Genomic DNA, 26,844 nt, shown 5'->3' with positions numbered 1-26,844 from the left:
CGCTGGACTGCATTCAAGTGAGAATGCCGGTATGAGTAACGAAAAGATCTGTGAGAATCAGATCCGCCGAAAGCCTAAGGGTTCCTGAGGAAGGTTCGTCCGCTCAGGGTAAGTCGGGACCTAAGGCGAGGCCGATAGGCGTAGTCGAAGGACAACAGGTCGAAATTCCTGTACCACCGTAATCCGTGATGAGCGATGGGGTGACGCAGTAGGGTAGTGACGCGGACTGATGGATGTCCGTCTAAGCAGTGAGGCTGATGTGTAGGCAAATCCGCACATCGTAAGGCTGGGCTGTGATGGGGAGCGAAAATTATAGTAGCGAAGGTCATGATCTCAGACTGCCAAGAAAAGCCTCTAGCCAGGAGAAGGTGCCCGTACCGCAAACCGACACAGGTAGGCGAGAAGAGAATTCTAAGGCGCGCGGAAGAACTCTCGTTAAGGAACTCGGCAAAATGACCCCGTAACTTCGGGAGAAGGGGTGCCTCGGTAGGGTGAATAGCCCGAGGGGGCCGCAGTGAAAAGGCCCAAGCGACTGTTTAGCAAAAACACAGGTCTGTGCGAAGCCGCAAGGCGAAGTATACGGGCTGACGCCTGCCCGGTGCTGGAAGGTTAAGGGGAGTGGTAAGCTCGTAAGAGCGAAGCTATGAACCGAAGCCCCAGTAAACGGCGGCCGTAACTATAACGGTCCTAAGGTAGCGAAATTCCTTGTCAGGTAAATTCTGACCCGCACGAATGGCGTAACGACTTGGGCGCTGTCTCAACGAGAGATCCGGTGAAATTTTAATACCTGTGAAGATGCAGGTTACCCGCGACAAGACGGAAAGACCCCATGGAGCTTTACTGCAGCTTGATATTGAATTTGGGTACGATCTGTACAGGATAGGTGGGAGCCGTTGAATCTTGAGCGCCAGCTTGAGAGGAGGCATCCTTGGGATACCACCCTGATCGTATCTAGGTTCTAACTTGGTACCGTGATCCGGTACGAGGACAGTGTCAGGTGGGCAGTTTGACTGGGGCGGTCGCCTCCTAAAGAGTAACGGAGGCGCCCCAAGGTTCCCTCAGAATGGTTGGAAATCATTCGAAGAGTGCAAAGGCAGAAGGGAGCTTGACTGCGAGACCTACAAGTCGAGCAGGGACGAAAGTCGGGCTTAGTGATCCGGTGGTACCGCATGGAAGGGCCATCGCTCAACGGATAAAAGCTACCCTGGGGATAACAGGCTTATCTCCCCCAAGAGTCCACATCGACGGGGAGGTTTGGCACCTCGATGTCGGCTCATCGCATCCTGGGGCTGAAGTAGGTCCCAAGGGTTGGGCTGTTCGCCCATTAAAGCGGTACGCGAGCTGGGTTCAGAACGTCGTGAGACAGTTCGGTCCCTATCTGTCGTGGGCGTAGGAAATTTGAGAGGAGCTGTCCTTAGTACGAGAGGACCGGGATGGACGTACCGCTGGTGTACCAGTTGTTCCGCCAGGAGCACCGCTGGGTAGCTATGTACGGAAGGGATAAGCGCTGAAAGCATCTAAGCGTGAAGCCCCCCTCAAGATGAGATTTCCCAGTATGTAAGACCCCTTGAAGACGACGAGGTAGATAGGTTGGGGGTGGAAGTGCAGTAATGCATGGAGCTGACCAATACTAATCGGTCGAGGGCTTATCCTAAAGATAAGACGCAATGAAGTTTCGGATCCAGTTTTCAGGGTGTAAGCATTGCATCGTATAAGTTCGAGTAGCTTATATGAGGCAAGCGAACACACAGCATTTGGCGATGCTGATTCCTGAAAAAGAATTTGCGAGGCAAATTCATGTTTGGTGGCGATAGCGGAGGGGTTCCACACGTACCCATCCCGAACACGACCGTTAAGCCCTCCAGCGCCGATGGTACTTGGACCGCAGGGTCCTGGGAGAGTAGGACGTTGCCAAGCAAGAAAAAAAGGCACATTCCATTATGGGGTGTGTATTTTTTTGGAATTAAACCGATCTTAGAAATGCGATTTCATTTACGCACTTTTTTATGAAAAAAACAGTAAGATATTCATGTGCCACTACTCCTGTGCTTACTTAACCATTTACTTCTACTTTTCCAGTAAGTATAGAAGTGTAAACCAGCAATTACATGCGTGCTTTATAAGAAAAACGACCAAGAGAAGTACCTTCCTTGGTCGTTTTTCTATACTTGTTATTTCCTTGTGTTATCAACCATTCTCTGAAGCACACTCTCAAAGATATGAAGATCGTCCTGAGAGATCCCAGCAATGGTGTCTTGCTTAAACTTCTCAGCAATCGGCAGAAGCTTAAGGCAAACCTGCGTACCAAGATCGGATAATTGAATTTGTTTCATTCGTTTGTCTGCATCATCAATACTGCGAAGTAAATATCCTTCGGCTTCTAGTTTTTGTAGCAGCCGCACTACACTTGGCTCCTTAATCGACAATTCTTCTGCGAGTTCCCGTTGAGTCATGGATTTGTGTGTATTGATATAGTACATCGCAATCCATTGACTCCTAGTAATGTTATAAGGTCGAAATTCTTTCTCCAAGGCTTCCGAAAAGATTTTTCCACTACGATTGGTAATAAAAGCAAGACAATCCTCTAAGTTAAACATGGCCACACCAACCCATTCAACTGAACTATATTTCTTATACATCAACTTAAGTATAACAGACCTTTGTACTTTTCATCATATCAGATACTAACAACTAAAAAAATTACTTAGCTAACTATTGATTTTCGAAACTAAGAGTGCTACAATTTCCCTGAACAAAGTTATTTATTTCACAAAGTAAACGGGAGGTTATATTTATGTTAACTACATTTAAAGCTACTGCAAAAAAACTACCTGAAGGGTTGCAAGTGGAAGCTCAATCCAGAGGGTTCAAAATTGTGATGGATGAGCCTGAAGATTTTGGTGGAACCGACAAAGCGATGAATCCGGTTGAAGCACTGCTGTGTGCGCTTGGTGCATGTCAGTCGATCGTTGTTGCTGCTTTTGCCGAAGGCTTTGGTTTCTCATATGAAGAATTCCATGTAGAGCTGGAAGGAGATTTGGACCCGGATGGGTTCATGGGGTTAGCGGATGTTCGATGTGGATTTCAGGAAATACGTTTTGCCATGCACTTTAAAACGACAGAGAGCCAAGAAAAAGCAGAAGCTTTTGCAGCGTTTGTCGAAAAGACTTGTCCGGTTGGGGATTGTTTGGCTAATGGGGTTAAATTGGTACAAGCAGGCGTAGTCAGACATTAAATTTTTCGCTAAAAGGGCTCAAGGAATTCTCTTTTGGTCGTGAAGGAGTTTGAGAATTATGGAAGTTAAAATGTCAATGATCCCTGGAGGAAAAAAAGGGAAAGCTAGCAAAAATCACGTCCAGCTCGGACAGAACGTTTCCATTGGGGATGTACTTCTTGAGGTTGAGACAGGCAAAGGTGTTCGAGAAATTACAGCAGATGTCGAAGGAAGTATTAGTAAAATCCACTTTGAAGAAGGCGACGAAGTATCCTCTAATCAGGTCTTATTTACAATTGAAGCTGCTATCGAAGAGGGGACGTCTACAGTAGCATCACAGGCTATCAAGGTGGAACAACCTATAGTGGATAAGAACGTGGATTTGCTAATTATTGGAGCCGGACCTGGAGGGTATGTGGCAGCGATTTATGCCGCTAAAAAAGGAATAAAGGTGGCCTTGGTGGAAAAAGAGGAATTGGGTGGCACCTGTCTTAATGTAGGTTGTATTCCAACTAAATCCCTGGTGAAGTCTTCTGAGATTTGTCACCATATCAAGGAATCGTCTTTGTTTGGTATTCATGCGGGAACAGATCTTCAAGTCGATATGAAACAAGTCATTCGTCGTAAAGATGAGATCAAAGGAAAGTTGATTTCGGGTATTGATTATTTAATGGAAAAAAATAATATTGAAATTATTCGCGGTCAAGCTGCCTTTTTATCTGCCACACAAGTAAGCGTCAAAGGACAACGACATTACCAGGTTACAGCAAAAGATATCATTATTGCGACAGGCTCCAAAATTACCAAAGTGAATATTCCCGGCATCAATCTTCCTTTTGTAATGAATAGCACCGATGCCCTTGCCTCTACTGAACTACCAAAAAGTATTACGATTATTGGCGGTGGTGTGATTGGTATGGAGTTTGCCTTCATTTATCGTAATTTCGGCGTAGAGGTTCACGTGGTAGAATTTATGGATCGTTTGTTGACCATGGTTGACAGTGATATTTCAGAAGAAATTAAACATTCGGCAGAAAATGCTGGGATTCATATCCATACCCAATCCAAGGTATCTAAAATCCAACAAGCGGACGATGGACAGGCTATTGTCACCTATGAAAACAAACAAGGTGAGCATTTGTTAGTTAGCGAGAAAGTGCTTGTTGCAATCGGACGTGAGCCCAATTTGGACGGACTGGATATTGAACAAGCGGGTATCCAGCGCAATGAGCGTGGGAAAGGCATTGCTGTTAACGAATATATGCGTACAAACGTCGAACATATCTATGCGATTGGTGATGTGACGGATATTATGCAGCTTGCCCATGTCGCCTCCCATCAGGGGATCACGGCTATTGATGCCATCATGGGTGGATCGGAAGGTATGCACTATGCTGCCATTCCCAATGTCATCTTCACTTCACCCGAAATCGCAAGTGTTGGTATATTAGAGGATCAATGCAAGCAAGAGGGAATGGATTTCCGTGTAAGCAAAGTTTCGTTCTCCAGCAATGGGAAAGCATTAACGATGAATGAATCGGAAGGCTTTATTAAATTGATAAAGGATAATGTGTCACAAAAAATTGTGGGTGGATCGATCATTGGTCCAGATGCATCATCTTTAATCAGTAGCCTGACATTGGCGATTGCCAATGAACTGACGGAGCAGCAAATCATGCAAACCGTTTTTGCTCATCCAACGACAGGAGAAGTGATTCACGAAGCCGCGTTTGGCCTTAGCATTGGAGCGCTCCATCAAGCGTAATATCAAAAATAAAAGGAATACTTCTAGTCTGAGTAAGCGGACAAGGAAGCATTCCTTTTTTATTATTGGATGTTCATGTAAGGTACATATACGAAACTGGTCATCATAATGCTTTTGGGGAGAAAGCGAAGAGGATTGACGAAGGAAGAGAACTGTACAGATCCATTATTGTAGGAACTGGCCCTGGGGGATGGAGAAAAAGCTTGTAATGATGAAGCACTAAAAACTGGAGGCCGTTGCCCTCAGCTTATCATACTGCCCAGGTATTTTTGACAAAAAAGTGCTGGATGCGATCCGAATAATATATTATAATACTACTTATTAAAAGATTTATAAAAAGTCTTGCTAAGGAGCTCATTGATGACAGGAGAACCCTCCATGAATCCTAGGATAGTTCGTAATATTTTATTTTTGTTATTCGCTCTACCGGGTGTAGCTTTTGCTTCCTGGGTGTCCCGCACGCCTGTCATACGGGATATTTTGCATGTCTCGACTGCCGAAATGGGGATTATTATTTTTGGATTAGCCGCGGGTTCCTTATTGGGATTACTTAGTGCGGGCAATGTTATTTCTCGTATAGGTGGACGGTCGGTCATTCTGGGAAGTGCGCTTTTGATTGTGATTGGTTTTGTCATTGTAGGGTTGGGAACTGCATTTTCGCTCACGAGCATCGTGTTTGTTGGTTTGGTCATCTTTGGTGGTGGCTATGGCACAGCAGAAGTAGCTCTTAACGTCGAAGGTTCTGCGGTAGAAAATCAGTTGAATAAAACGCTCTTGCCCGCCTTTCACGGTTCGTTTAGTTTGGGGACCCTTGTAGGGGCTGTCATCGGTTCTGGAGCAGCTGCACTACACATACCTGTTGTAATTCATTTTGGAGCTATGGCTGCCATGATTGCCACGGTAACTTTGTATTTGTATCGTTATTTGCCCCACGATACAGGTAAAGAAAAGGTTATTTCTACGCACAAGGTTGGATCTAATATCAAGGTTCAGCTTGCTGTCTGGAAAGAAAGGCGAATCCTACTGATTGGTATCATCGTGCTCGGGATGGCGTTTGCAGAAGGGGCCGCGAATGACTGGCTGCCGCTAACGATGGTAGATGGTTATGGCGTGGACTCCTTAACAGGCTCCTATATGTATGGTTTATTTGTGGCAGCGATGACCATTGGACGTTTCACGGGTGGATTTATACTGGATAAATACGGCCGCGTCCCCGTGTTGAAAGGAAGTGCTGTCCTGGCTGCTGTGGGTATTACTCTAGTGATCTGGGGGCAGCATGATCTCTTAGCTGGATTGGGTATCTTGCTGTGGGGGCTTGGAGCTTCACTTGGTTTTCCTGTCGGCCTGTCAGCTGCAGGAGATGACCCTCGTGGTTCAGCTATCCGGGTAGGAGCCGTAGCCACAATTGGTTATATTGCCTTTCTAGTGGGTCCTCCGGGATTAGGGCTTATAGGTGAACAGGTGGGTCTCCTGCATGCCTTAATTGTAGTGCTTATTGGCGTTATGGTGGCTGGTTTGATATCGGGTGCTGCCCAGCCTGTGGCGATGAGAGAAAAAAAATGAATTAAAATATAAAGGAGATTGTTACATGTCTATGAAAACGGAAAAACAAAAGATGCTGGATGGGGAGCTGTATGTAGCTGTTGATCCTCAATTAACAAGTGAAAGAGAGTATGCGAGAAGATGTGTACGTCTCTTTAATCAGACGACGGAGGCGGATAGCGATTATCGTGAAAAGTTACTTAAGGAGCTTTTCGGATCAACGGGCGAAAATATAAACATGGAACCCAACATACGCTGTGACTACGGATACAACATCCATGTTGGGGAAAATTTCTATGCCAACTTCGACTGTACTATTTTGGATGTTTGTGAGGTGCGTATTGGAGATAATTGTTTTTTGGCCCCAGGAGTGCATATTTACACAGCGACTCATCCCATTGATCCATTTGAAAGAATCGCTGGGGCAGAGTATGGAAAGCCTGTAACGATTGGTAACAATGTATGGATCGGCGGTAGAGCTGTTATTAATCCCGGTATTACGATAGGCGATAATGTCGTAGTGGCATCAGGAGCAATAGTAACCAAGGATGTTCCAGATAATGTAGTTGTAGCTGGAAATCCAGCACGAATAATTAAGCAAATTGAAATCTCCTAAACACTATACAGGTCTAATCATTTAATATTTGTACCGATGATCCTATTAAAAGAGCTCCTTATTTTAATAGGATCATTTAATTTAAGGGCTTTTACATGTATGCTCTTTAAGAATTGAACTATACAGAGTAATAAATGATCATATTCATGCGTACCAGTGTTTCTCTCGAATTATAGTATATATGTGGACGGTCTGCTTTAAAGCGGATCGAATCTCCAGCTTTCACCGTGTACATTTCTTCGCTAACTTTTACCACCATTTCACCCTCAAATACGGTAATAAATTCTTCAGTACCCTCACGGTGTGGGGCAGAACTCAGTTCCCCACCTGGTTCAATCTCTACGGTATAGACCTCAAAATTTCTATTTCCTTCATAGGGGAAAAACGGATACAAGCGATAGTGATTGCTTTCTTCAAGCACTTGTACTTTGCTTTTAGGAACGACTATGGCATCGGCAGGCGGTTCGCTAATCAGAGCAGTGAATGATATTTTCAGACCGTTCGCAATTTTCCATACCGTTGTAATCGAAGGATTAGATTCTCCGCGTTCAATCTGGCCGAGCATCGTTTTACTGATCCCCGTCAGGCCAGCTAATTTATCTAAACTCAATTTTCTTTCATTTCTTAGATGTTTTAGATTTTTACTTAAAATCAAATTAATATTCTCCATCATTTCTTCGCCCCTCTTGTGCTATATAAAGAACATGATGTACAATCATGAAGTACAAATGTGCGTTTCAACGCACATTTTATTCAATTATAACACACTGGAGTTGATTGTTGCATGCCGTTTATTCCATTTTTATCTTATGTACTGGTTACTAGCTTTACGCCAGGCCCCAACAATATTATGTCATTGGACAGTGCCAGGCGGTTAGGTTTGAAGAGAGCTTTTCCATTCTTACTGGGAATAACAGCAGGCTGTTTCGCTATTATGCTGTTAGCCTGCTATTTTAATCTAGCTTTATATCATTTCTTGCCTCGGGTTAAAATCTGGATGAATGTTCTTGGTAGTCTGTACATGCTTTACCTGGCAGTAAAAATAGCAAAGAGCAAATCTACTTCGGAGGATAATGACCACAATGAAGGATATTCCTTCAAATCGGGACTGCTGCTGCAATTTATCAATTTAAAAATCATTTTGTATGGTATTACGGTCATTTCAACGTTTGTAATGCCGTATGATGTGTCATATATGACAATGATAACGATCTCGTTAATCCTGACCTGTATTGGTTTTGTAGCTGTCATGTGCTGGGCGATTTTCGGCGCCATGTTTCAACGCTTTTTGAATAAATATGAGCGCTCCTTCAATATCATAATGGCCTTATTGCTCCTTTATAGCGCACTATCTATATGGATTTAAATAAATACCGTATTCATGATTTAAAAGATGGGTTCCTGACTTATAAGCAGGAGCCTTTTTCGTGTGAAATAGAGTTTATTGAAAGAGTCATGAAATACAATCGGACAGAATGGATGAGTTTCCTGATCATTTAGCAGTAAAACGGGTATTACCTTAATACATAAAGTATATTGACAACTTGTATATACATGATTTAATCTTGTATATACAAGAAGTTGAAAGCGTTATATTAAATTCTTTTACGCTACTTCATTTCGTAAGAAAGGAATGAGCATGAGTGGAAGCAATGAACAAGGCTTTAATTCCTCAAGATCAAGACTGGTGGCGCAAATCGGTCGTCTATCAGGTTTATCCCAAAAGCTTTAACGATACGACGGGCAAAGGAACCGGTGATATAAGAGGTCTGACACAAAAGCTGGATTATCTGCAAGGACTGGGTGTTGATATTATCTGGTTGCAGCCTGTATATGTCTCGCCACAGCGCGATAACGGGTATGATGTAGCCGATTATTGCCGGATTAATCCTGATTATGGAACAATGCAAGATTTTGAAGAATTGAGTCAGGAAATTCGGGCGCGTGGGATGCACTTGATGATCGACATCGTGGTTAACCATTCTTCCACAGAACATGTCTGGTTTCAGCAGGCGCGGCTTTCTAAGGATAATGAGTACAGGGATTATTATATCTGGCGTGACCCAGCACCCGATGGAGGACCTCCGAACAACTGGATTTCCAAGTTTGGTGGACCGGCTTGGCAGTATGACGAGGCGACAAACCAATACTTCTTGACACTGTTTGATAAGACGCAGGCGGATTTAAACTGGGAAAATCCCAAAGTTCGCCAAGAAGTTATTAATGTGCTGGAGTTTTGGGCTGAGAAGGGAGTTAGTGGCTTCCGACTTGATGTCATTAATTTGATCTCCAAGGATCGGCAATTCTCGGACGATGATGGAAGCACGGCTCCTGGGGACGGGCGTAAGTATTATACGGATGGTCCGCATGTGCATGAATACCTTCATGAATTACATGAGAAAGTATTCTCAACATATAACAGCGTCACTGTAGGGGAGATGTCCTCCACCTCACTGGATCATTGTATCCGTTATTCCAATCCAGAGAGAAAAGAATTATCTATGACCTTTAATTTTCATCATTTGAAGGTGGATTATCCTAATGGGCAAAAGTGGGAACTCATGCCTTATGATTTTGAAATGCTGAAAAGGCTATTTTCGGATTGGCAGATTGGCATGCAACAGGGTGGCGGCTGGAGTGCATTGTTTTTTAACAATCATGATCAGCCAAGAGCGATCTCTCGCTTTTTGGATGATGGTGAATACCATGTGGAAAGCGCCAAGCTACTGGCCACCACGCTACATGGACTTCAGGGAACACCTTATATATTTCAAGGTGAAGAGATTGGAATGCCCAATCCGCAGTGGTCAGATATTGAAGAGTTTCGGGATGTTGAATCGCTGAATATGTATCGTATCTTGCAGGAGCAAGGCAAAAGCGCAGAGGAAGCGTTGGATATCATTCGAGAGCGGTCCCGTGATAATTCGAGGACACCCATGCAGTGGGATAATACTCGCAATGCAGGTTTCACTACAGGCACGCCTTGGATTAAGGTAGATGAACGATATCCACATATCAACGTTCAGTCCCAGTTAGAGGACCCGAACTCGATCTATAATCATTATCGAAAGCTGATTCATCTGCGTAAGACGGTACAGGTCATCACCGATGGGGATTATCAACGCTTGGATGAAGCCCACCCTCAGGTCTATGCCTATCAACGCAACAATGAACAGGAGACTTTGGTCGTCATCTCTAATTTTAGCGGGCAGGATGTACAGTTCCGTATACCGGATTCATTTTATTCATCATTAGATAATCAAGCCGGGGTTGCGGCTGGGCTTTTAATCGGTAATACCCAGCACGCTCCGCAGCTAAATCAGGTGGTCTCTTTGACTCCGTATGCTTCCTATATGTGGATTGTTCGTTAACCTTAGTGAATAGTATGGAAACATCTAGTAGTACCCCGGTAGTACATTTATTTTTAAGCCGGGGTGCTGCTTTAAAAATGAGCAAACGTCGAGGGAGTGGACTAGATGGCGATTGAAAGAGCACAGGTGGAAGACATTATAAAAGCCGTTGGTGGTAAAGACAACATAGAGGCCTCTACGCATTGCGTAACTCGTCTGCGATTTGCCCTTTATGATGATAAGCTGGTCGATAAAGAAGCACTCGAACAAAATGATCTGGTCAAAGGCCAATTTTCTTCACAAGGACAGTATCAGGTCGTGATTGGTCCAGGTCTGGTGGATAAGGTATATGACGAAATGATCTCCATTACAGGAGGCAGTCGGGCTTCTAAGGACGATGTTAAAAACGCCGCTAGTAAAAAACAAAACCCGATTCAGCGTGCCATCAAGACACTGGCAGATATTTTCATTCCCATTTTGCCCGCGATCGTGACTGCAGGTTTATTACTTGGGATCAATAATATTTTGACAGGCAATGGAATCTTTTTCGAAGGAATGTCTCTGGTTCAGGTCTACCCTCAATGGACCGACTTTGCAGCAATCATTAATACCATTGCCAGCACTGCTTTTACATTTCTACCTGCCTTGATTGGATGGTCGGCTGTTGTCCGGTTTGGCGGTAGTCCTTTACTCGGGATTGTACTAGGCTTGATTCTGGTTCATCCGGATCTGCTAAGTGCATACAGTTATGCGGATGCCGTTACCAAAGGAACCGTTCCGGTGTGGGATTTGTTTGGCTGGCACGTGAACAAGATTGGTTATCAGGGACAGGTTCTACCCGTTTTGGTATCCGCTTACGTGCTCGCACAAATTGAGAAATTCCTCAATAAGAAGATAGCGGATTCATTTAAGCTGTTGCTCGTAGCTCCGATTACATTGTTAATTACAGGATTTCTTGCTTTTACAGTGATCGGTCCGGTTACTTTTATGGTTGGTAATGCAATTACGTCTGGTCTTGTATACGTTTTCGATTTGGCTCCAGCGCTGGGTGGCTTGATTTATGGAGGCTTTTACTCCTTGCTGGTCATTACGGGAATGCACCATACTTTCCTGGCGGTGGACGTGCAATTAATTGGTACGCAGGGTGGCACGTTCCTATGGCCGATGCTGGCACTGTCCAATATCGCTCAGGGGGCCGGAGCACTGGCCATGATGCTGGTATTGAAGGAGCAAAAGGGAAAAGGATTGGCTCTTACCTCTTCTGTGTCTGCTTTTCTGGGTGTGACCGAGCCTGCCATATTCGGGGTGAATATCCGGTATAAATATCCGTTTGTATTTGGAATGATCGGTTCCGGTATCGCAGGTATACTGCTCACCGTAAATCATGTGTTGGCTTCTTCCATTGGTGTAGGAGGGATTCCAGGCTTCCTATCCATTTTCCCAAACAACTGGGGCGTATTCTTCATCGGGATGGCAATTGTATTGATTGTACCGTTCGCTTTAACCTTCATGTATGGGAAACTGCTAAGTAAACGCCGTCAGACTCCTGCTACACCAGCTAACGACTCCGTACAGAAAGATTCGGGCCGTCAGAATTCTGCACTGGATGTGCTTGAAGTAAAGACCCCGGTATTGGGGCATGTGGTGCCATTGGAGCAGGTTCCTGATCCGGCTTTTGCCGAACGGCAGATGGGGCAAGGTATTGCCGTGGAACCGAAGGATGGTCGGATTCTTGCCCCTTTCAGTGGAAAAGTCATTCACATCATGGTGAAAAGCAAACATGCCTTGATTTTGGAGCATCCAACAGGTGTACAGATACTGGTACATGTAGGAATCAACACGGTGTCATTGAAGGGAGAAGGATTCACCATGCATGTGGAGACAGGTCAAACCGTGGAGCAGGGCCAGCTACTGATGGAATTTGACCGTGAGCTGATCCAGAAATCGGGATATCCCATCATTACACCGGTTATTGTCCCCGATGGGCAGAATATGATTGAATCAGTTGAGGAATTGCCGGGTGAGGCGAACGATTTGCAATATGTCTTAATGAAAATTCATTTGAATTCTTCATCAAACAAAACGGATTAAGTCAGATTCATCCTGCTAACCTATTTTAGTAACCTGGTCAGTGAAAGAATGCTACAATAAACGTGGTGATGAAAATTGACTAAGAATATATTTTTGCAAATTTATCAAGAGTACTCGGGACGAATCCAGACAGGCGAATTGGCTCCTGGTTCGAAAATGCCCTCTGAAAATGAATTGGCCCGGGAGTATGACACTTCTCGTGAGACCGTGCGTAAGGCACTTCACTTGCTTGCACAGAATGGGTATATCCATAAAATAAAGGCTAAAGGATCTTTTGTTCTGGATATAGGACGGATGGATTTTCCCATAGGGGGATTGGTCAGTTTCAAAGAAATGTCTGAGCGTATTGGGCGTAAATCACAAACGATTGTTCATGAAAATCAGTTGATTCCCGTTCCAGATGATATAGCTACTCATCTTGAGATTGACAAAGACAAGTATTTGGTCTGGAAAGTCATTCGTGCACGTGAAATAGAAGGTGAATGTGTCATACTGGATAAAGACTACTTTCGATCAGACATTGTCCCCGTGCTTACCGAGGAAATTAGTCGTGAATCTATCTACGAGTACCTGGAAGGGGAGCTCCATCTTCAAATCAGTTATGCTAAAAAGATCGTTTCTGTAGAAGATGCAGATGAAGAAGACCGTAAGCTGATGGACCTCCAAAACTATACTCATGTGGTTGTAGTCCGTAACTATGTTTATTTGGAAGACACCACATTGTTCCAGTATACCGAATCAAGGCATCGGCTGGATAAATTTCAATTCGTCGATTTTGCCAGACGTTCTCATGGTGAAGAGAGAAAATCTGAGTTTTTAAGCTGACCCATTAGAGTTGACCCAAGAACGAGTGATTAAATTGGAATATTTCAATGTGGTGGGAAACCCCTCTTCTAAAGAAGAGGGGTTCTTTTTTGAATCCAGGACAAATTTGAGTAGATGTTGACTATTCGGCTGAGGAACCTAGATCCGTAATGGTTAGCTTAACATCGAAGGTTACAGGGATTTTACTGAATTTATAATCCCAATCATCTTTTACTTTTTTCCAAATCTGAGGTTTTTCAATGTTCAAATGTTCACCAAAACCGGCAACATCGACTTTATATTCGGATTGTAATTTGTGCATAAGGGACTTAATCCTTCTAGTCACTTGTTTTTCGAACTCTTGCTCAACTTCTTTCATGTTTCGCGTCTCAGTCGGGTCTATCGTATCATCCCAGTTTTCAATTAACCGTCCTTTGGATTCAATTTTTACGTGAAAAGAGATGTCATCGTCATCGGCCACTTTAGTTGTTATTTTGCTTTTTACCGATTTGATTTCATAAGTTATGGCCTCATTCCGCTTGTCATACGTTTTGACAGCTCCACCCTCAACATCGCCCTTAATCCATCCAATGCTCTCCACGTCTTGTTGTTCCAAAGTACCAACCCAGTGACCGGTTTCTCCTTTAATAATGCCGGCACCTGAAAATTCTAATTCACCGTCGGACATAGTGATGTTTTGCAATGTATAGCTTTTTTTGGAGTGCATTAATCCATCCAATTCAGACAAATTGACTCCCCTCATGACTTTGCTGGTTCTGAAATGGTTACGAAGCATATTCAGAATATGAATGGATGGGATTTCGCCCTTGTATTTGGTAACTAAGGTGTTGGCTGCTCGTTCCTTACTTAAGAAAACCATACAACTCGGACGAATATCGTTATCTCGTAGCACAAAATCCATCAATTGCTGCATCGTCTGCTGTTTTGCCAGTTCGGTGGAAACCACCATGACCTTGAGATGGTGGCCAATCACGGGGCGATCCAAACGGAGAGAGAGTTGTCGGAAGATTTCAAGCAATGAATCTCCGGTGCCAGTTATGTTGTTATAGTTTGGCTCTTGTCCCCCTCCTCCGCCTTGATTACTTGCGCTTCCAGATGATTTTTTGGGTACGATCTGTACACTGGCCGTAATTTTATTTTTCTTGAAGTAACGGCTGCCTTTCTTCTCCAGTTCCTGTTCCAATGGAGTGAGCTCCCCCTGGTCGAGAGCCAATCCTGTATATATGCTAAGTTCCTCTACTTCTTTACTGCTCCAGCAGCCTACTTGAGTGACCAGAAGAATGAAGGCAAGCAGCAAGGATAGGATAGATCGTCTACACATTTTGCTTCAATCCCTTCTTCCTGATCATAAACACGATGGAGAGGAATACCGGTATCATCAAAAATAATATGATCCCCATGTATCCAATCGCGTCACCGAGACTAAACACTTCCATCATACGAATAGGAGTCATGGTGGAGATAAAGATAAGCGGAATTAAACCGAAAATCGCATAGCGATATTTAAGACCAAACACTTGTGAGACTCCTAAGGATGCATTGAAGAAAAAACTGCAGAAATTACAAAACATTTGCATCACCCAGATCACTAGCAATGGAAACTCCAGACGTTCAAAAAGAAATCCGGGGATCTCAAAACTTCGCATCAAATTAATGGTAGGCCAAGTACTTGTCACCGTAGAATCTACTGATAGCCCGCCGATCACCATAAATACAGTCAAAAAATACAAAATTAAAGGGATACTGATGCCCACTGCCATGGCCTTAAATGCTTTTTCGGGCTGCTGCATAAAAGCGACCAGTGTCATGACGACTTCACATCCGGCAAAGACAAGAATAGTCGATTTCAGCCCCTTGATGACGGGGAAAATTCCATCACTCAATACGGGACGAAGATGATCAATTTGGAAAATTCTTAAGCTAAAGACAAAACAGAGAAGCAGAAAGAAGAGACTGATCGGAAGTACAATTTGGTACAGCCGTGCGATGGAATTAATACCTCCAAAAACCAAATAACTCCCTACCCAGATGAATGGAATCACAATCGCCCAGATGGGTGTGCCTTCCAGCAGGAAAAATACGGTTACCTCAGCTAACACACGGATCTCAAATCCGGCTATGATAATAAAGTAAATAATTAATAGCACGCTTAAGAATCCTCCCGGAACAGTGCCTACAATTCTTCTGGAGTATTGGTATATGGTGTTTCCAGGAAACTTTTGACTTAACTTCACCATGACCCAGATGACGAGTATGACAATACCTCCACCGATGAGGACAGAAAGCCATGCATCAGGAGTCTGTACCTGTTCAGTTACACCTCTCGGCAGCGTCAAGATCCCTGCGCCCAATACGGTATTGGTCAGGAATACAGCCGCCTGCTTCGTTGTGATCTTATCATCAGAGTGTCTAAACACAGTAGCTCCTCCTTCGTATTGGGCATCATGATCGTCGTTTGCGTTGCTGTGTTTTCATCATGACAGGTCTTCGTTTCATCAGAGAAATAGGAGCCCGGATGAACAGATCCTTCCAGTCGCTTGGTCGCATGGGGGAAAAGGGAGTTACATATGGTACACCAAAGCTTCTTAACTTCGTCAGATGGATACAAATTAACAGAAAGAACAATATGGTTCCAAACATGCCCAGCATTGCTGCAAAAAACATTCCGACAAAACGCAAAAGGCGCAGGGTTATGCCCGCACTATAAGTTGGTATGGAAAACGAAGAAATGGCCGTAACCGCAACCACAATGACCAGGAAGGGACTAACGATGCCCGCATTGACAGCAGCATCACCTATGACCAAGCCTCCTACAATGCCCATCGCAGGACCAATAGGTTTAGGCAAGCGAATGCCAGCCTCCCGTAGAATTTCGATAGAGATTTCCAAAATCAGGACCTCAATGACCGATGGGAAAGGGACGCCTTGACGGGTTCCGATAATGCTAATGACCAGTTTGGTTGGAATCAAACCGGGATGAAACGATATAAAAGAGATGTACAAAGCAGGCCCCATAAGCGCTATAAAAGCCCCGGTAAAACGCAGCAGACGTAAAAGTGTTCCTGGAATCCATCGCTCATAATAGTCCTCGGGAGATTGAAGCAGCATACTGAAGGTCACCGGGACAATAAGTGCAAAGGGAGTACCATCTAGTAAGATTACAATTCTTCCTTCCAACAAAGCATTAATGACACGGTCGGGACGCTCTGTGTTATGAGCCTGTTGGAATGGACTCAAATAATTGTCTTCGATGAGTTGTTCCACATACCCAGATTCTGATAAAAAATCCATGTCTATTTTTGATATTCTGCGGGTTACTTCTTCAAGTAGGTCCGGATTCACAATATCCTTTATATACGCGATAACCAGGTCTTTTTTGATTCTGGTGCCCACTTGGAATTTCTTCATTTCCAGACTTTTATTTAAACCCTGGCGTCGAAGCATCGAAGTGTTCTCACTTAATACTTCCGTAAAACCGATTCTGGGACCCCGAAGTAATGCTTCGGAGGTTGGCTCATTGACGGAGCGAATAGCGCCATTAGGAGAGCCCACCAGTAGTGCTTCCTTCATTCCTTCAATTAATAAAGCGGTATGCCCTAAAAGAATGAACTCGCTCAGTTCCTCCCTATTAGTAATTTCACTAATTTGTGTAAGTGGCATCAGGCTTTCTTTTATAAAAGAGTTACTTAACCCTTTCGGTTGTTCCTGTTGATCCTGAGCCTGCTGGCTCTCAAACATCAAGATTTCCATTACCTGTTCGCTCATAAGCTTTTCATCCTGCATACCTTCTATGAAGATTAACACGGACCGAGCCTGATATTTCTTCATCATAAACTCACGAAAATGCACATCACTATTTCCGCCTATAGCTTCACGAATAGCCTTTAAGTCGGCATCATATTTCCCTGTAATTTTAGGGCTCGATTCTTCATGCAGCTGATCAGTGTGCCCTTCGTTATGTTGATCAGAGAGCGGATGACCGGAAGAGTGTTTGGATTTGGCTCCCTTACTGCCGACAAGTGAATAAACCGAGGTGTTTATATAATAAATTCCTAAAGGAATAATCAACGCGAGGCCGGCTTGAAAGAGTGTACTCCAGCTAGGAAGATAAGAAATGATTTTAGACCACATGATGATTACCTCCAAACAATTCAATTCATGTTCCCATAAGATATAAGTTGTTCATAAAGTATTCCTTATAACGGTTGTATTTACACATGAATTGGAAAGATCATTCGATGACACTGCTATGATTTCCGCTCCTTACCTTAATCCCTTGAAATGGAATAGGGAAATCCCTAATTATTTTTAATTTTAACTACATTGTGATCGAAATCACATATAGACCTATCTGCTGTATTAAAATAGAAGCATAAACAGTATTCATAGGAACGTAGAGATGTCGTCGGATAGGAAGTAGCGTCGAATGAATGGAGGAACCGGTATATGATAAACAGTAAGAAGAAGCTTGTAGTTATAGGGAACGGGATGGCTGGTATCAATACGGTGGAACAAATTTTAAAATTAACAGATAAGTATGAAATTACAGTCTTGGGAAGTGAGCCGCATCCGAACTATAACCGGATCATGCTCTCTTATGTGCTGGAAGGTAGTAAAACAATAGATGATATTATACTGAACGATTTGCAATGGTATGCGGATCAAGGAATTACTTTATATACAGGAAAAATGGTTAAAAGCATCGACGGTGAGCACAAGAAGATTCGCACCGAAGACGGACTGGAAATTGACTACGACGTGGCTTTGGTAGCTACCGGCTCACAATCGTTTATTCTGCCTATTCCGGGTAAAGAATTACCAGGCGTTATTGGTTTCCGGGATATCGCCGATTGCTCGGCCATGCTGGAAGCGGCAAAGACCTATAAAAAGGCGGCTGTCATTGGCGGAGGTCTATTGGGGCTGGAGGCAGCTAAAGGCTTGGTCAACCTAGGAATGGATGTTACGGTCGTTCACTTAATGGAAGATTTGATGGAACGTCAGCTGGACCGGGAAGCGTCTGCGATGTTGAAAGCAGAACTGGAACGCCAGGGAATCAAGTTTGCTATGCAAATGCAAACTGCGGAGGTGTACGGTCAAGATCGGGTACAAGGATTGCGCTTCTCGGATGGAAGTGAGCTGGAAGCGGATTTGGTCGTAATGGCCGTCGGAATCAAGCCTAATATCCAGGTAGCTGTGGAAAGTGGTATGGAAACGAACCGTGGGATTGTGGTCGATGATTTGATGAAAACATCCTTGCCGGATGTATATGCCGTAGGCGAATGTGTTGAACACCGTGGGGTCTGCTACGGTCTGGTAGCTCCGCTGTTTGAACAGGGAAGTGTAATTGCCAAACATTTGGCAGGCGCGGATACCGAAGGTTATGCAGGATCGGTAGTTTCAACCAAGCTCAAAATTTCAGGGGTGGATGTTTTCTCAGCTGGCGAATTCATAACCCAGCCTGAACATACGGTGATTGTAGCAAAGGATGAGTGGAAGCACACATACAAAAAAGTGCTGCTTCGTGACAATAAAATTGTGGGGACTGTACTGTTCGGCGATGTGAGCGAATCTGCTAGTCTTCAGAAATATGTGCGTCAGCAAACGCCAATGACAGATGAGATATATGGACAGCTGATGGGTACCGGATGCAGCAATCACGGGGCGAAAACATCATCCGCTGAAACGATGGCCGATGACGAAATTGTGTGTGGCTGTAACGGTGTAACTAAAAAGGCGATTGTGGATGCAATTAATGAAAATGGATTAACCACAGTCGATGAAATTAAGGCATGTACCGGAGCTACGCGTTCCTGTGGTGGATGTAAGCCAGTTGTTGAACAAATTTTGCAATATGTTCTTGGAGACAGCTTCAAGACGTCAGCCAAGCAAGGAATATGTGGTTGTACAACATTGAGCCGGGATGAGATTGTGGAAGCGATCAAAACCAAAGGGCTCACAACTACGCGTGAAGTGATGAATGTACTGGGTTGGCATAATGATGAAGGATGCTCCAAATGCCGTCCGGCGCTGAATTATTATTTAGGGATGATTAACCCAGATACCTATGAAAATGAGGGAGATTCCCGCTTTGTAAATGAGCGATTGCATGCGAACATTCAAAAGGATGGAACGTTTACAGTGGTGCCAAGAATGTACGGCGGTGTAACGACTCCAGAGGATCTGAAGAAAATAGCTGATGTTTCTCTTAAATACAACGTTAAAGTCGTTAAAGTAACTGGGGGACAGCGGCTGGATTTGATTGGTGTCCGTAAAGAAGATCTGCCTAAAGTGTGGGAAGAACTCGATATGCCTTCAGGATATGCCTACGCGAAATCACTTCGTACGGTTAAAACCTGTGTTGGATCGCAATTTTGCCGTTTTGGTACACAGGATTCGATGGGAATGGGAGAAGTGCTGGAACGGAAATTTGAACGACTGGATTTCCCAGCAAAATTCAAATTAGCAGTTAATGGCTGTCCACGCAACTGTGCGGAATCATGTACAAAAGATATCGGAATCGTAGGCAATGACGGGGGCTGGGAAATCTTTATCGGTGGAAACGGCGGTATTAAAGCACGGTTGGCTGATTCACTCTGTAAAGTAAAAACGGACGCTGAACTGATTGATATTGTAGGAGCCGTGATGCAGTTCTATCGGGAAACAGGGCAATATCTGGAACGTACTTCGGAGTGGGTGGAACGGATCGGTCTGGAAGAGATTCAGAAGGTTGTCGTTCACGATACCGCTAATCGACAAGCTTTAGTAGAACGTATTGAATTTGCACTACAACAGGTCGAAGACCCGTGGAAAAAGATCATCAATGATGAGGATACACGTAAAAATCTATTTGAAGTTGTCACTCCATCTATTGTGTAATTGTATCTAAAATGCCTGAGGAAGGGAGCAATCAAGCAAATGATCAAGAATGCCGAATGGCTTGTCGTCGGTCACAGTAAGGATTTTCCGACTAGAATAGGACGTACCATCCACATTAAAGGGACTGAAATTGCTGTTTTCCGCACTTCGGAGAATGAGCTTTATGCTGTTGAAAATACCAACCCTCATCCCAAAGGAGGTCCTCTTACAGAGGCGATAGTATCGGGACATTATATTTATGATCCTTTGTATGACTGGAAAATTGATTTACGCACGGGTACCGTTCAAGAGCCCGATCACGGGCAAATTAAAACGTTCGCCGTCTGTGAAGAGAGAGAAGAAGTGAAAATATCGCTCGAAACGGTTTAATTTATTTGAAGGAATGAAAATAAAAAGGGCTCGACAGGAATAATCCTGTGGGCCCTTTTCGTTTTGGATTAGGTAATGGTAACGCCTGCACTTGCGTAGCCCACCACGGTATTAACGAGAGAAATTCCTGTAGCTGTGGCAGAGAAAACCATAAGCAGACGGGTTTGTGCGGTTACGGGTATAGCCAATCCAGTAGCAATACCACTAGAAGTCGTTCCTAATGCAACGATGTCAGTTAGCGGGGGGGTCAATGTAACGGTAGCTCCAGGAATGGCTATAAAGGTGTTATTAGGTGTCGGGGAACTAAACAACTGGGCAGTAATGCTAACGGATGATCCTAAGAGGGTTAGAGCAGCAGTTGTACTGAAATATCCGGCAATGGATGTGATTACACCACCTCGTGGAACGGAGAAAGCAAAGTTAATGAGTGGTCCTACAAGCGTACCTGTGAGATCAATGATACCGCCTACGAGACTAATGCCTGTTGCTGAGCTTCCAAAGCCGATTAAACTTGTGGTTCCTATCAGTCCGCCGGCAATGGTTGTCAAAATTGCTGGTCCACCCGAAGCAAATGGGATGATTGCGCCCGAACCGGTGGCTCCAGTAACGCCTGTAACCCCTGTGGCTCCGGTAGCTCCGCCAACACCTGTTGCTCCCGTGGCTCCGGCGAGTCCGGCCGCGCCAACTGCGCCCGGCAGGCCATCAGCCCCGGTCGGTCCAGTGGGTCCAGCGAGTCCGGCCGCGCCCACCGCGCCTGGCAGACCATCGGCGCCAGTCGCTCCAGTGGCTCCAGCAGGCCCGACCGCGCCCACCGCGCCCGGCAGCCCATCGGCCCCGGTAGGTCCCGTGGCTCCAGCAGGCCCGACCGCGCCCACCGCGCCCGGCAGGCCATCAGCGCCGGTAGGTCCCGTAGCGCCTGTTACACCTCCGGGAGGTCCAGCAGGCCCTTCAGGTCCGGCGGCCCCGATAGGCCCAGCGGCTCCGACAGGCCCGGCAGGTCCAGCGGCACCTACAGGTCCAGCAGCTCCCGGAGGCCCAGCAGGTCCAGCAGGTCCTTCAGCTCCGACAGGCCCAGCGGCACCTATAGGTCCTGGAGATCCGGGAGGTCCTGGAGGGCCCGGTACACCTGCTGGACCAGGCGCACCACCAGGCCCCACAGGTCCCGGAGGCCCTTGTGGGCCGGACTCCCCTGACAAATACGGTTCACTTAGTGCGTTGCTAACCGTCGTTCCCGCAGTTCTGATTGCACGGATTAAACTGTCTTTAAGAGTTGGACTGAGGGATTCCTGTAGAACGATGGATAATAGGGCATCCAGCAGTTGCTGTAATGTAGTACCTACGCTGATCGGAGAGAAAGGCGTGGCTTCTAACGCTACTATAGCAAGCTCCAACGCCGCCAGTAAATCTGCCCTAGCCCCGCCTCTAAGTCTTAAACTTTTCGCCAGAGACAGTAATTGTCTTAAAATCTGTTGCAATAAAGATACATTAGCCGCAGAAGGGTTTGCGAATACAAGTGGGATGATCGAGGTCAATTCATTAATAAGCTTGAGAAGCGTTTCGATACTTCTAATATCTTTTGATGGTTTGCAGTCCTCATCTTTTTTTGAAGCACCACTGAACCTGAACGGTCTTTTATGTTTCATGCTCAAGTATCTCCTCCTCATTCTGCCTACTGTAGAGGTGACAGATGGTTAATCGCCCCGTTTTACAGATATTCATAATATATTTATTGAAGTGAAAAGGGTGAATACACAAGCAAAGCTTAATAAAATATTGATAACAAAAGCGCGGTTCCCAAATGCCTGGGACCGCGCTTTAGTGTGTAGTCTATTAGATTATATGTCTTCGGCAGATTTATTTGAAAATTCGTACCAGCAGTTCAGCCATCTCGCCTCTGCTAATGGCGGCTTTCGGTTTGAGCGTTCCATCAGGATACCCGCTAATCCAACCCGAGCCTATGGCTTTCTCGAACGCTGTGGAAGCCCAGGAAGCAATCTGCTGATCATCCTTGTAGGATTGCAGTCCAGTAGGGCTGGGAACGGATGTCTGATTTTGCATCGCGTGTGACAGGATCACCATCGCCTGTTCACGGGTAAGGCTCTCATCAGGTCCGAACGTCTGAGCAGTTAGTCCTTGAATCCATCCCTGACGGTAAGCGGCATCCACGGCCGATCCAGCCCAGTGCCCCTTCATATCTGTAAATGAGGTAGACAGGCTCTCGTCTCCAGTAGTTCCTAAAGCCCTGATCAATGTGGCTACAAATTCTGCACGGCTCACCGCACGCTCAGGGCGCATGTTGCCGTCTTTATAGCCCTGCATCCAGCCTTTGGCTGCAAGAGATTGTAGGGACTTCGCTGCCCAGTGACCTTGTAGGTCCGGCCATACCTGAGCTGGTTCTTGTGAATCTGACGAATGGAGTGGGTCATTTTGTACACGGGTCTGATCAACCTGAGACGCGTTCGTAGAGACGGCAGCGGCAAAGGTACCTAATCGAGACGTATTCAGACTCACACTCGACAAAATCCCTTGTGAATTCACCACAGCAGTACCTTTTAGAATCTCGTGCTCGCCATTTTCATACATCACAAGAATGGAGAATTGAGGCTCCACATTTTGCAATTCACTTGAGGATACGCTATCCAGCGGCAGAACAATGGACGAATTACCTGTCACGTTAGCTTTAATTTCTACAGCCGGCCCTATCAGCTTCAGGTTGGGTTGCTGCTCGGCCCAATCGCGAAATTGCTGATCTGCCTGCTGGAATGATATGGTGACGTCCTGCTGACCTGAGGCGGCCATGCTGGTTAGTGTGTCACTGGATACCATCAGCGTCCCATATCGGGATATCACTGAAGCTCCGAGCTGATCCCATTTATTCAGTACAGAATGAGTGAGGAGAACACGACTCATTTGCTTTTCCTGCTCCAAACGAATGTCAGCGTATGCCTTGCCTTCACGAAGTGCTTGTTGGATCTGTTCATCCAGGAATGCCGCAGGAGGAACAAAGAGAGAGACTGTTTTCCCTTGCTCTGAAAATCCAATCTGTTGTATGCCAGCAGACAGATCCTGATCCTCATTTTTATCTTTGTTAGACTTGCCTGTGTCCATACTCACTTTGGCAGGGACGATGACTTCTATGGCCTGCGTCAAAGCATGAGAACCATCACTTACCTTCATAACATCCAGTATGACAGTGACAACAGAAGGAGTGTCTGCTTGAACAATAGTTCCGTCTGTACGCACAATGTCTGGCTGACTGCTGCTGCTGATGGTCACACGGAAGCCATCGGGTACAGCAGGCAGAGTAAGCATTGTATCACTTGTTCTAGGGGTAGGTATGCTTGTGATGGAATCGGCGACACGCTGCGCGGTTAATCCTTGTGGATACACTAGCCCAGAGGGTGCGCTCTTCATGCCATTTACGTTCTGCAGCACATAGTAGCTGGCTCCTTCGGGTACAGGTGTAAATGTATATTTTCCCTCACTCGAAGCGATGCCTTCCGCTATAAGCTCCTGCTGGGCATTATACAGCTCAAGCCGTGCGTTCGGTAAAGCGCCTGTGACGATCACAGAGGAAATATCCTCATTGCCTGCTGCAGCTGCAACAGCACGGGGCAACACGTTTATACGGCGTTCTGCCGGTTCTGCCGTCCAACTTCCATTGTCGCTATAAGCATAGTTCAATACGTATACACCAGGTACATTCGTATCGACATTGCCGATCCCTGAAAGATCGGGAATCAGAATATTGCCGTATACGCTGTCCAGTACGCTGGCTCCCGGATCCGTGAAGCTGTCGCCAGTTTCCAGAACAATTGGATTACTGCCGTTCAATCGTACATAAGGTGTATTCGGCAATGATTTTAGCACAGTAATCGTGAATGATCTTTGGACAGAAGCTATACCTTTAGAAATAATGGCAATTAACTGTACATTTATATCACCATCTGTATATTTAGGTCGATTCACCTGACCACTATCACTGAGGATATCCGGTTGATCCGAGGACCAGTCGATCTGGGTACCAAATGCCCCTGTACGAGGCAGAGCGATGGAATCCTTAATCCCTTGCGGGTAATCCAGATGCAGTGTACTTGCCGCCAAATTCACTGCTTCATCAGCGCTTACGGGCAATGCAGGTACGAGCAGACTGAAGGTTTTTCGAAGCTCAACCCCACCTCTTGACACAACCGCCTCGAGCGTGATGGTCTGATCGCCCTGTACATAGGTTGGGAAGGTTACATGTCCAGTATGATCTAGAAACTCGGGTTGATTCGACGACCATGACACCTGAACACCATTCAGCGCATCTTTTGGCAAATATACGTCTCCGGTTACTGTCGTTAGCGGTAGTTCCAGTACTCTATATGCTGCGTCCACGGCTTCAGTGTCGCTCATCGGCAGACGGAGTACGTGTGCAGTAAAATCCTTTGTTTTTGTTAAGCCTGCAAGTTGCAGGGTGGCCGTTAGGGTAACGTCGGTATCTCCACTACTATAGGAAGGTCTGGTGAGTGTTCCATCTACTGCAATGACAAGAGGTTTGGACGAGGACCATTCAATCTGCACTCCGCCATAACCGGATAAAGGGAGAGATACATTTTCTTGTACCGCAGACAAATCACCCAGCGATAGGATATCTGCTGCTTGATTCAATGTATCTTGAGCAGTCATCTTCGAAACGGTAACTTCAAAAGTTTGGGTATCCGAGGCGGTTCCTTTTGCAATCGTTGCTGTCAGTTTTACCTTTTGATCACCCAGATCGTACCGCGGGCGTATTACAGCTCCTTCGTTCGTAATAACGTCAGGAGTATCCGAACTCCAGCTCACCGTCGTGTCATTCAACCCAGTGAGTGGCAGTGTCAGCTTTTGGGATACCGACTCTACTGTATCACCAGGTGCTAGACCTAGAGCAAGTGCGGCTTTGGCCTGTGCAACTCTCTCTGCATCGGTAAGTATGTTCACTCTGACTTCTGAGGGAGTGCTCTCCCCTTTAGTATTCACGGCTTGAACCGTGTAAACTGCTTCACCTGGCGGCAATGCTGAAGTGTCTATGAATTGGGTTAGGCTGCCTGTGTAGAGCGTTATACCATCACGCACGACCTTGTAGGAAGTTGCATAAGGGACGGCATCCCAGCTTAACTCCACCGTATTCCCATTTTTAGTACCTGTAAAATGAACTGGAGCCTGCGGTACGGGTAATCGCTCCCCATAAGCCGCGAATTCCATGATAGAAGCCCATTGATTGTTTCTGGCATTTCCTTGATCAATATATAATCGCAGGTATCGTGCAGTTACAGGGGGAATGCTTTTTTGCAAATTAGAACTCACATTATTCTGCACAGTATCCACAGTCACCCAATTACTTCCGTTGCTGCTCGTCTGCAATCGGAAACTGTATGGATCACGTTGATCGTTCCATCCATAATGGACACCCATACCTGTAACGACGTATCGATCTACGATATACCAGTCTCTCAGATCTACCTCGATCCATTTTTCACCATTGCTAGCTTGATACCAGCGACTTGTCGGTTCGATTGACCCATCCACAGCCTTGGAGGGATCATAGGGCTGGGTGTAGCCACTTGACGTTGTTGGTTTGTTCAACACTACATTTTCCCAACCGGCAGCATGGGTTTCATTCGTCCCTATGAGCAGGAACGCACCGCCGATCAATGGCATGAGTGGAACCAACACGCGGTAGGGTTTTAATTTATTGCGTGTGAAGTTATTTCCTTCGAGCACGCTATCACCTCTTCTTTATTAAATAGCACACCACTTGAGCGTGTTCATATTATGGGCGGGACGGGTATAGCCCTTCGGTAGCAATGTAGTAATCTACATTCGGCAACGGGGAAGCTCCACGCAAGTCAGGCAATGCAAATGTACGCACTCCATCACCGCCAAAATTAGTGCCCAGCAGGCTGTATAATGCTGAATACTGAGCAATGGGCAACAGCTGGCCCTCGCATTTTAGCCAGCCCTTAGGAGCGAACGTGTACGGGTACATCGTAATTTCCCCCATATAAGGCTCATAACTTGCGTGTGCCTGTTTGGGGCTAATCGCTGTTCCTCCTAACAAAATCACCGCCAGCAGACTCAATACGGCGGCTTTCTTCCAAAAATGATTCTTCATACCTACAGCTCCTTTTAGATTCGAATAATGGACCACGAATTCAACAAATTTGTGACATTA

The 26,844-nt window shown here is 45.4% G+C and carries 18 protein-coding genes and 2 rRNA genes (1 of these 20 cut by a window edge); 12 read left to right on the top strand and 8 right to left on the bottom strand.

The features are described from left to right. Both ACXHJ1_RS03415 and rrf read left to right on the top strand, forming a co-directional pair. A 23S ribosomal RNA gene (locus ACXHJ1_RS03415) occupies positions 1-1,654 on the top strand; it begins 1,274 nt to the left of the window's first position. Positions 1,655-1,800: 146 nt separating this feature from the next. After that, positions 1,801-1,917, top strand: a 5S ribosomal RNA gene (gene rrf, locus ACXHJ1_RS03410). 254 nt (positions 1,918-2,171) lie between these two features. Here rrf and ACXHJ1_RS03405 read toward each other — a convergent pair. After that, on the bottom strand, positions 2,172-2,480 hold the full coding sequence (locus ACXHJ1_RS03405; RefSeq protein ID WP_230877404.1) for a MarR family winged helix-turn-helix transcriptional regulator: 309 nt from the start codon (positions 2,478-2,480) through the stop codon (positions 2,172-2,174). 314 nt (positions 2,481-2,794) lie between these two features. On the opposite strand from ACXHJ1_RS03405, the gene ACXHJ1_RS03400 reads away from it, so the two are divergent. The 4 genes from ACXHJ1_RS03400 to ACXHJ1_RS03385 all read left to right on the top strand — a co-directional run bounded on the left by ACXHJ1_RS03400 (position 2,795) and on the right by ACXHJ1_RS03385 (position 7,137). After that, entirely contained in the window at positions 2,795-3,235 is a 441-nt protein-coding gene (locus ACXHJ1_RS03400; protein ID WP_016818391.1) for an OsmC family protein, read from the top strand. A 58-nt stretch (positions 3,236-3,293) separates the two neighbouring features. After that, positions 3,294-4,979, top strand: a complete 1,686-nt coding sequence (lpdA, locus tag ACXHJ1_RS03395; protein ID WP_457905607.1) for a dihydrolipoyl dehydrogenase — start codon at positions 3,294-3,296, stop codon at positions 4,977-4,979. A 378-nt stretch (positions 4,980-5,357) separates the two neighbouring features. Next, positions 5,358-6,542, top strand: a complete 1,185-nt coding sequence (locus ACXHJ1_RS03390) for an MFS transporter (RefSeq protein ID WP_457905606.1) — start codon at positions 5,358-5,360, stop codon at positions 6,540-6,542. Between the two features lie 25 nt (positions 6,543-6,567). Beyond that, positions 6,568-7,137: a maltose acetyltransferase domain-containing protein gene (locus ACXHJ1_RS03385; protein WP_457905605.1), complete on the top strand. Its 570-nt coding sequence runs from the start codon at positions 6,568-6,570 to the stop codon at positions 7,135-7,137. A gap of 118 nt (positions 7,138-7,255) precedes the next feature. Here the strand turns inward: ACXHJ1_RS03385 and ACXHJ1_RS03380 are convergent, their stop codons facing one another. Continuing rightward, on the bottom strand, positions 7,256-7,810 hold the full coding sequence (locus ACXHJ1_RS03380) for a helix-turn-helix domain-containing protein (RefSeq protein WP_457905604.1): 555 nt from the start codon (positions 7,808-7,810) through the stop codon (positions 7,256-7,258). A 111-nt stretch (positions 7,811-7,921) separates the two neighbouring features. On the opposite strand from ACXHJ1_RS03380, the gene ACXHJ1_RS03375 reads away from it, so the two are divergent. The 4 genes from ACXHJ1_RS03375 (at position 7,922) to treR (ending at position 13,403) form a co-directional block, all read left to right on the top strand. Beyond that, positions 7,922-8,503 carry a LysE family transporter gene (locus tag ACXHJ1_RS03375; RefSeq protein WP_016818396.1) on the top strand — a complete coding sequence of 194 codons (582 nt, stop codon included), beginning with the start codon at positions 7,922-7,924 and terminating at the stop codon, positions 8,501-8,503. A gap of 277 nt (positions 8,504-8,780) precedes the next feature. Next, complete coding sequence (treC, locus tag ACXHJ1_RS03370) at positions 8,781-10,508, top strand: alpha,alpha-phosphotrehalase (protein ID WP_457905603.1); 1,728 nt, start codon at positions 8,781-8,783, stop codon at positions 10,506-10,508. A 105-nt stretch (positions 10,509-10,613) separates the two neighbouring features. Continuing rightward, positions 10,614-12,578, top strand: a complete 1,965-nt coding sequence (treP, locus tag ACXHJ1_RS03365) for a PTS system trehalose-specific EIIBC component (RefSeq protein WP_457905602.1) — start codon at positions 10,614-10,616, stop codon at positions 12,576-12,578. 75 nt (positions 12,579-12,653) lie between these two features. Continuing rightward, the gene (gene treR / locus ACXHJ1_RS03360) at positions 12,654-13,403 is read left to right on the top strand and encodes a trehalose operon repressor (RefSeq protein ID WP_031462828.1); all 750 of its coding nucleotides are present in this window, start codon (positions 12,654-12,656) and stop codon (positions 13,401-13,403) included. A 121-nt stretch (positions 13,404-13,524) separates the two neighbouring features. Here treR and ACXHJ1_RS03355 read toward each other — a convergent pair whose 3' ends face one another. From ACXHJ1_RS03355 to ACXHJ1_RS03345, 3 genes are read right to left on the bottom strand one after another with little or no spacing between them, the layout of a single operon-like run. Further along, a complete protein-coding gene (locus tag ACXHJ1_RS03355) occupies positions 13,525-14,724 on the bottom strand; it encodes a Ger(x)C family spore germination protein (RefSeq protein ID WP_457905601.1) in 1,200 nt (399 codons plus the stop codon). After that, complete coding sequence (locus ACXHJ1_RS03350) at positions 14,717-15,820, bottom strand: GerAB/ArcD/ProY family transporter (protein WP_457905600.1); 1,104 nt, start codon at positions 15,818-15,820, stop codon at positions 14,717-14,719. Before ACXHJ1_RS03350 ends, ACXHJ1_RS03355 begins: the two co-directional genes overlap by 8 nt. Before the next feature lie 25 nt (positions 15,821-15,845). Further along, entirely contained in the window at positions 15,846-17,534 is a 1,689-nt protein-coding gene (locus tag ACXHJ1_RS03345; RefSeq protein WP_457905599.1) for a spore germination protein, read from the bottom strand. 315 nt (positions 17,535-17,849) lie between these two features. Between ACXHJ1_RS03345 and nirB the strand changes: the two genes are divergently transcribed. Continuing rightward, a complete protein-coding gene (gene nirB / locus ACXHJ1_RS03340; RefSeq protein WP_457905598.1) occupies positions 17,850-20,279 on the top strand; it encodes a nitrite reductase large subunit NirB in 2,430 nt (809 codons plus the stop codon). 39 nt (positions 20,280-20,318) lie between these two features. Further along, positions 20,319-20,648 carry a nitrite reductase small subunit NirD gene (nirD, locus tag ACXHJ1_RS03335; RefSeq protein WP_457905597.1) on the top strand — a complete coding sequence of 110 codons (330 nt, stop codon included), beginning with the start codon at positions 20,319-20,321 and terminating at the stop codon, positions 20,646-20,648. Between the two features lie 68 nt (positions 20,649-20,716). On the opposite strand, the gene ACXHJ1_RS03330 is transcribed toward nirD, so the two are convergent. From ACXHJ1_RS03330 to ACXHJ1_RS03320, 3 genes are all read right to left on the bottom strand, one after another. Then, on the bottom strand, positions 20,717-22,291 hold the full coding sequence (locus ACXHJ1_RS03330; protein ID WP_174821142.1) for an exosporium glycoprotein BclB-related protein: 1,575 nt from the start codon (positions 22,289-22,291) through the stop codon (positions 20,717-20,719). A 211-nt stretch (positions 22,292-22,502) separates the two neighbouring features. Beyond that, entirely contained in the window at positions 22,503-26,393 is a 3,891-nt protein-coding gene (locus ACXHJ1_RS03325; protein WP_174821143.1) for an immunoglobulin-like domain-containing protein, read from the bottom strand. 49 nt (positions 26,394-26,442) lie between these two features. Beyond that, a complete protein-coding gene (locus tag ACXHJ1_RS03320) occupies positions 26,443-26,784 on the bottom strand; it encodes a phage tail protein (RefSeq protein ID WP_117290323.1) in 342 nt (113 codons plus the stop codon). Positions 26,785-26,844 lie beyond the last annotated feature (60 nt).

It is taken from the genome of Paenibacillus sp. ALE2 (genome assembly GCF_054113385.1).
Note: the sequence above shows the minus strand (reverse complement) of the source record. Positions and strands in the feature narration are given on the sequence as shown.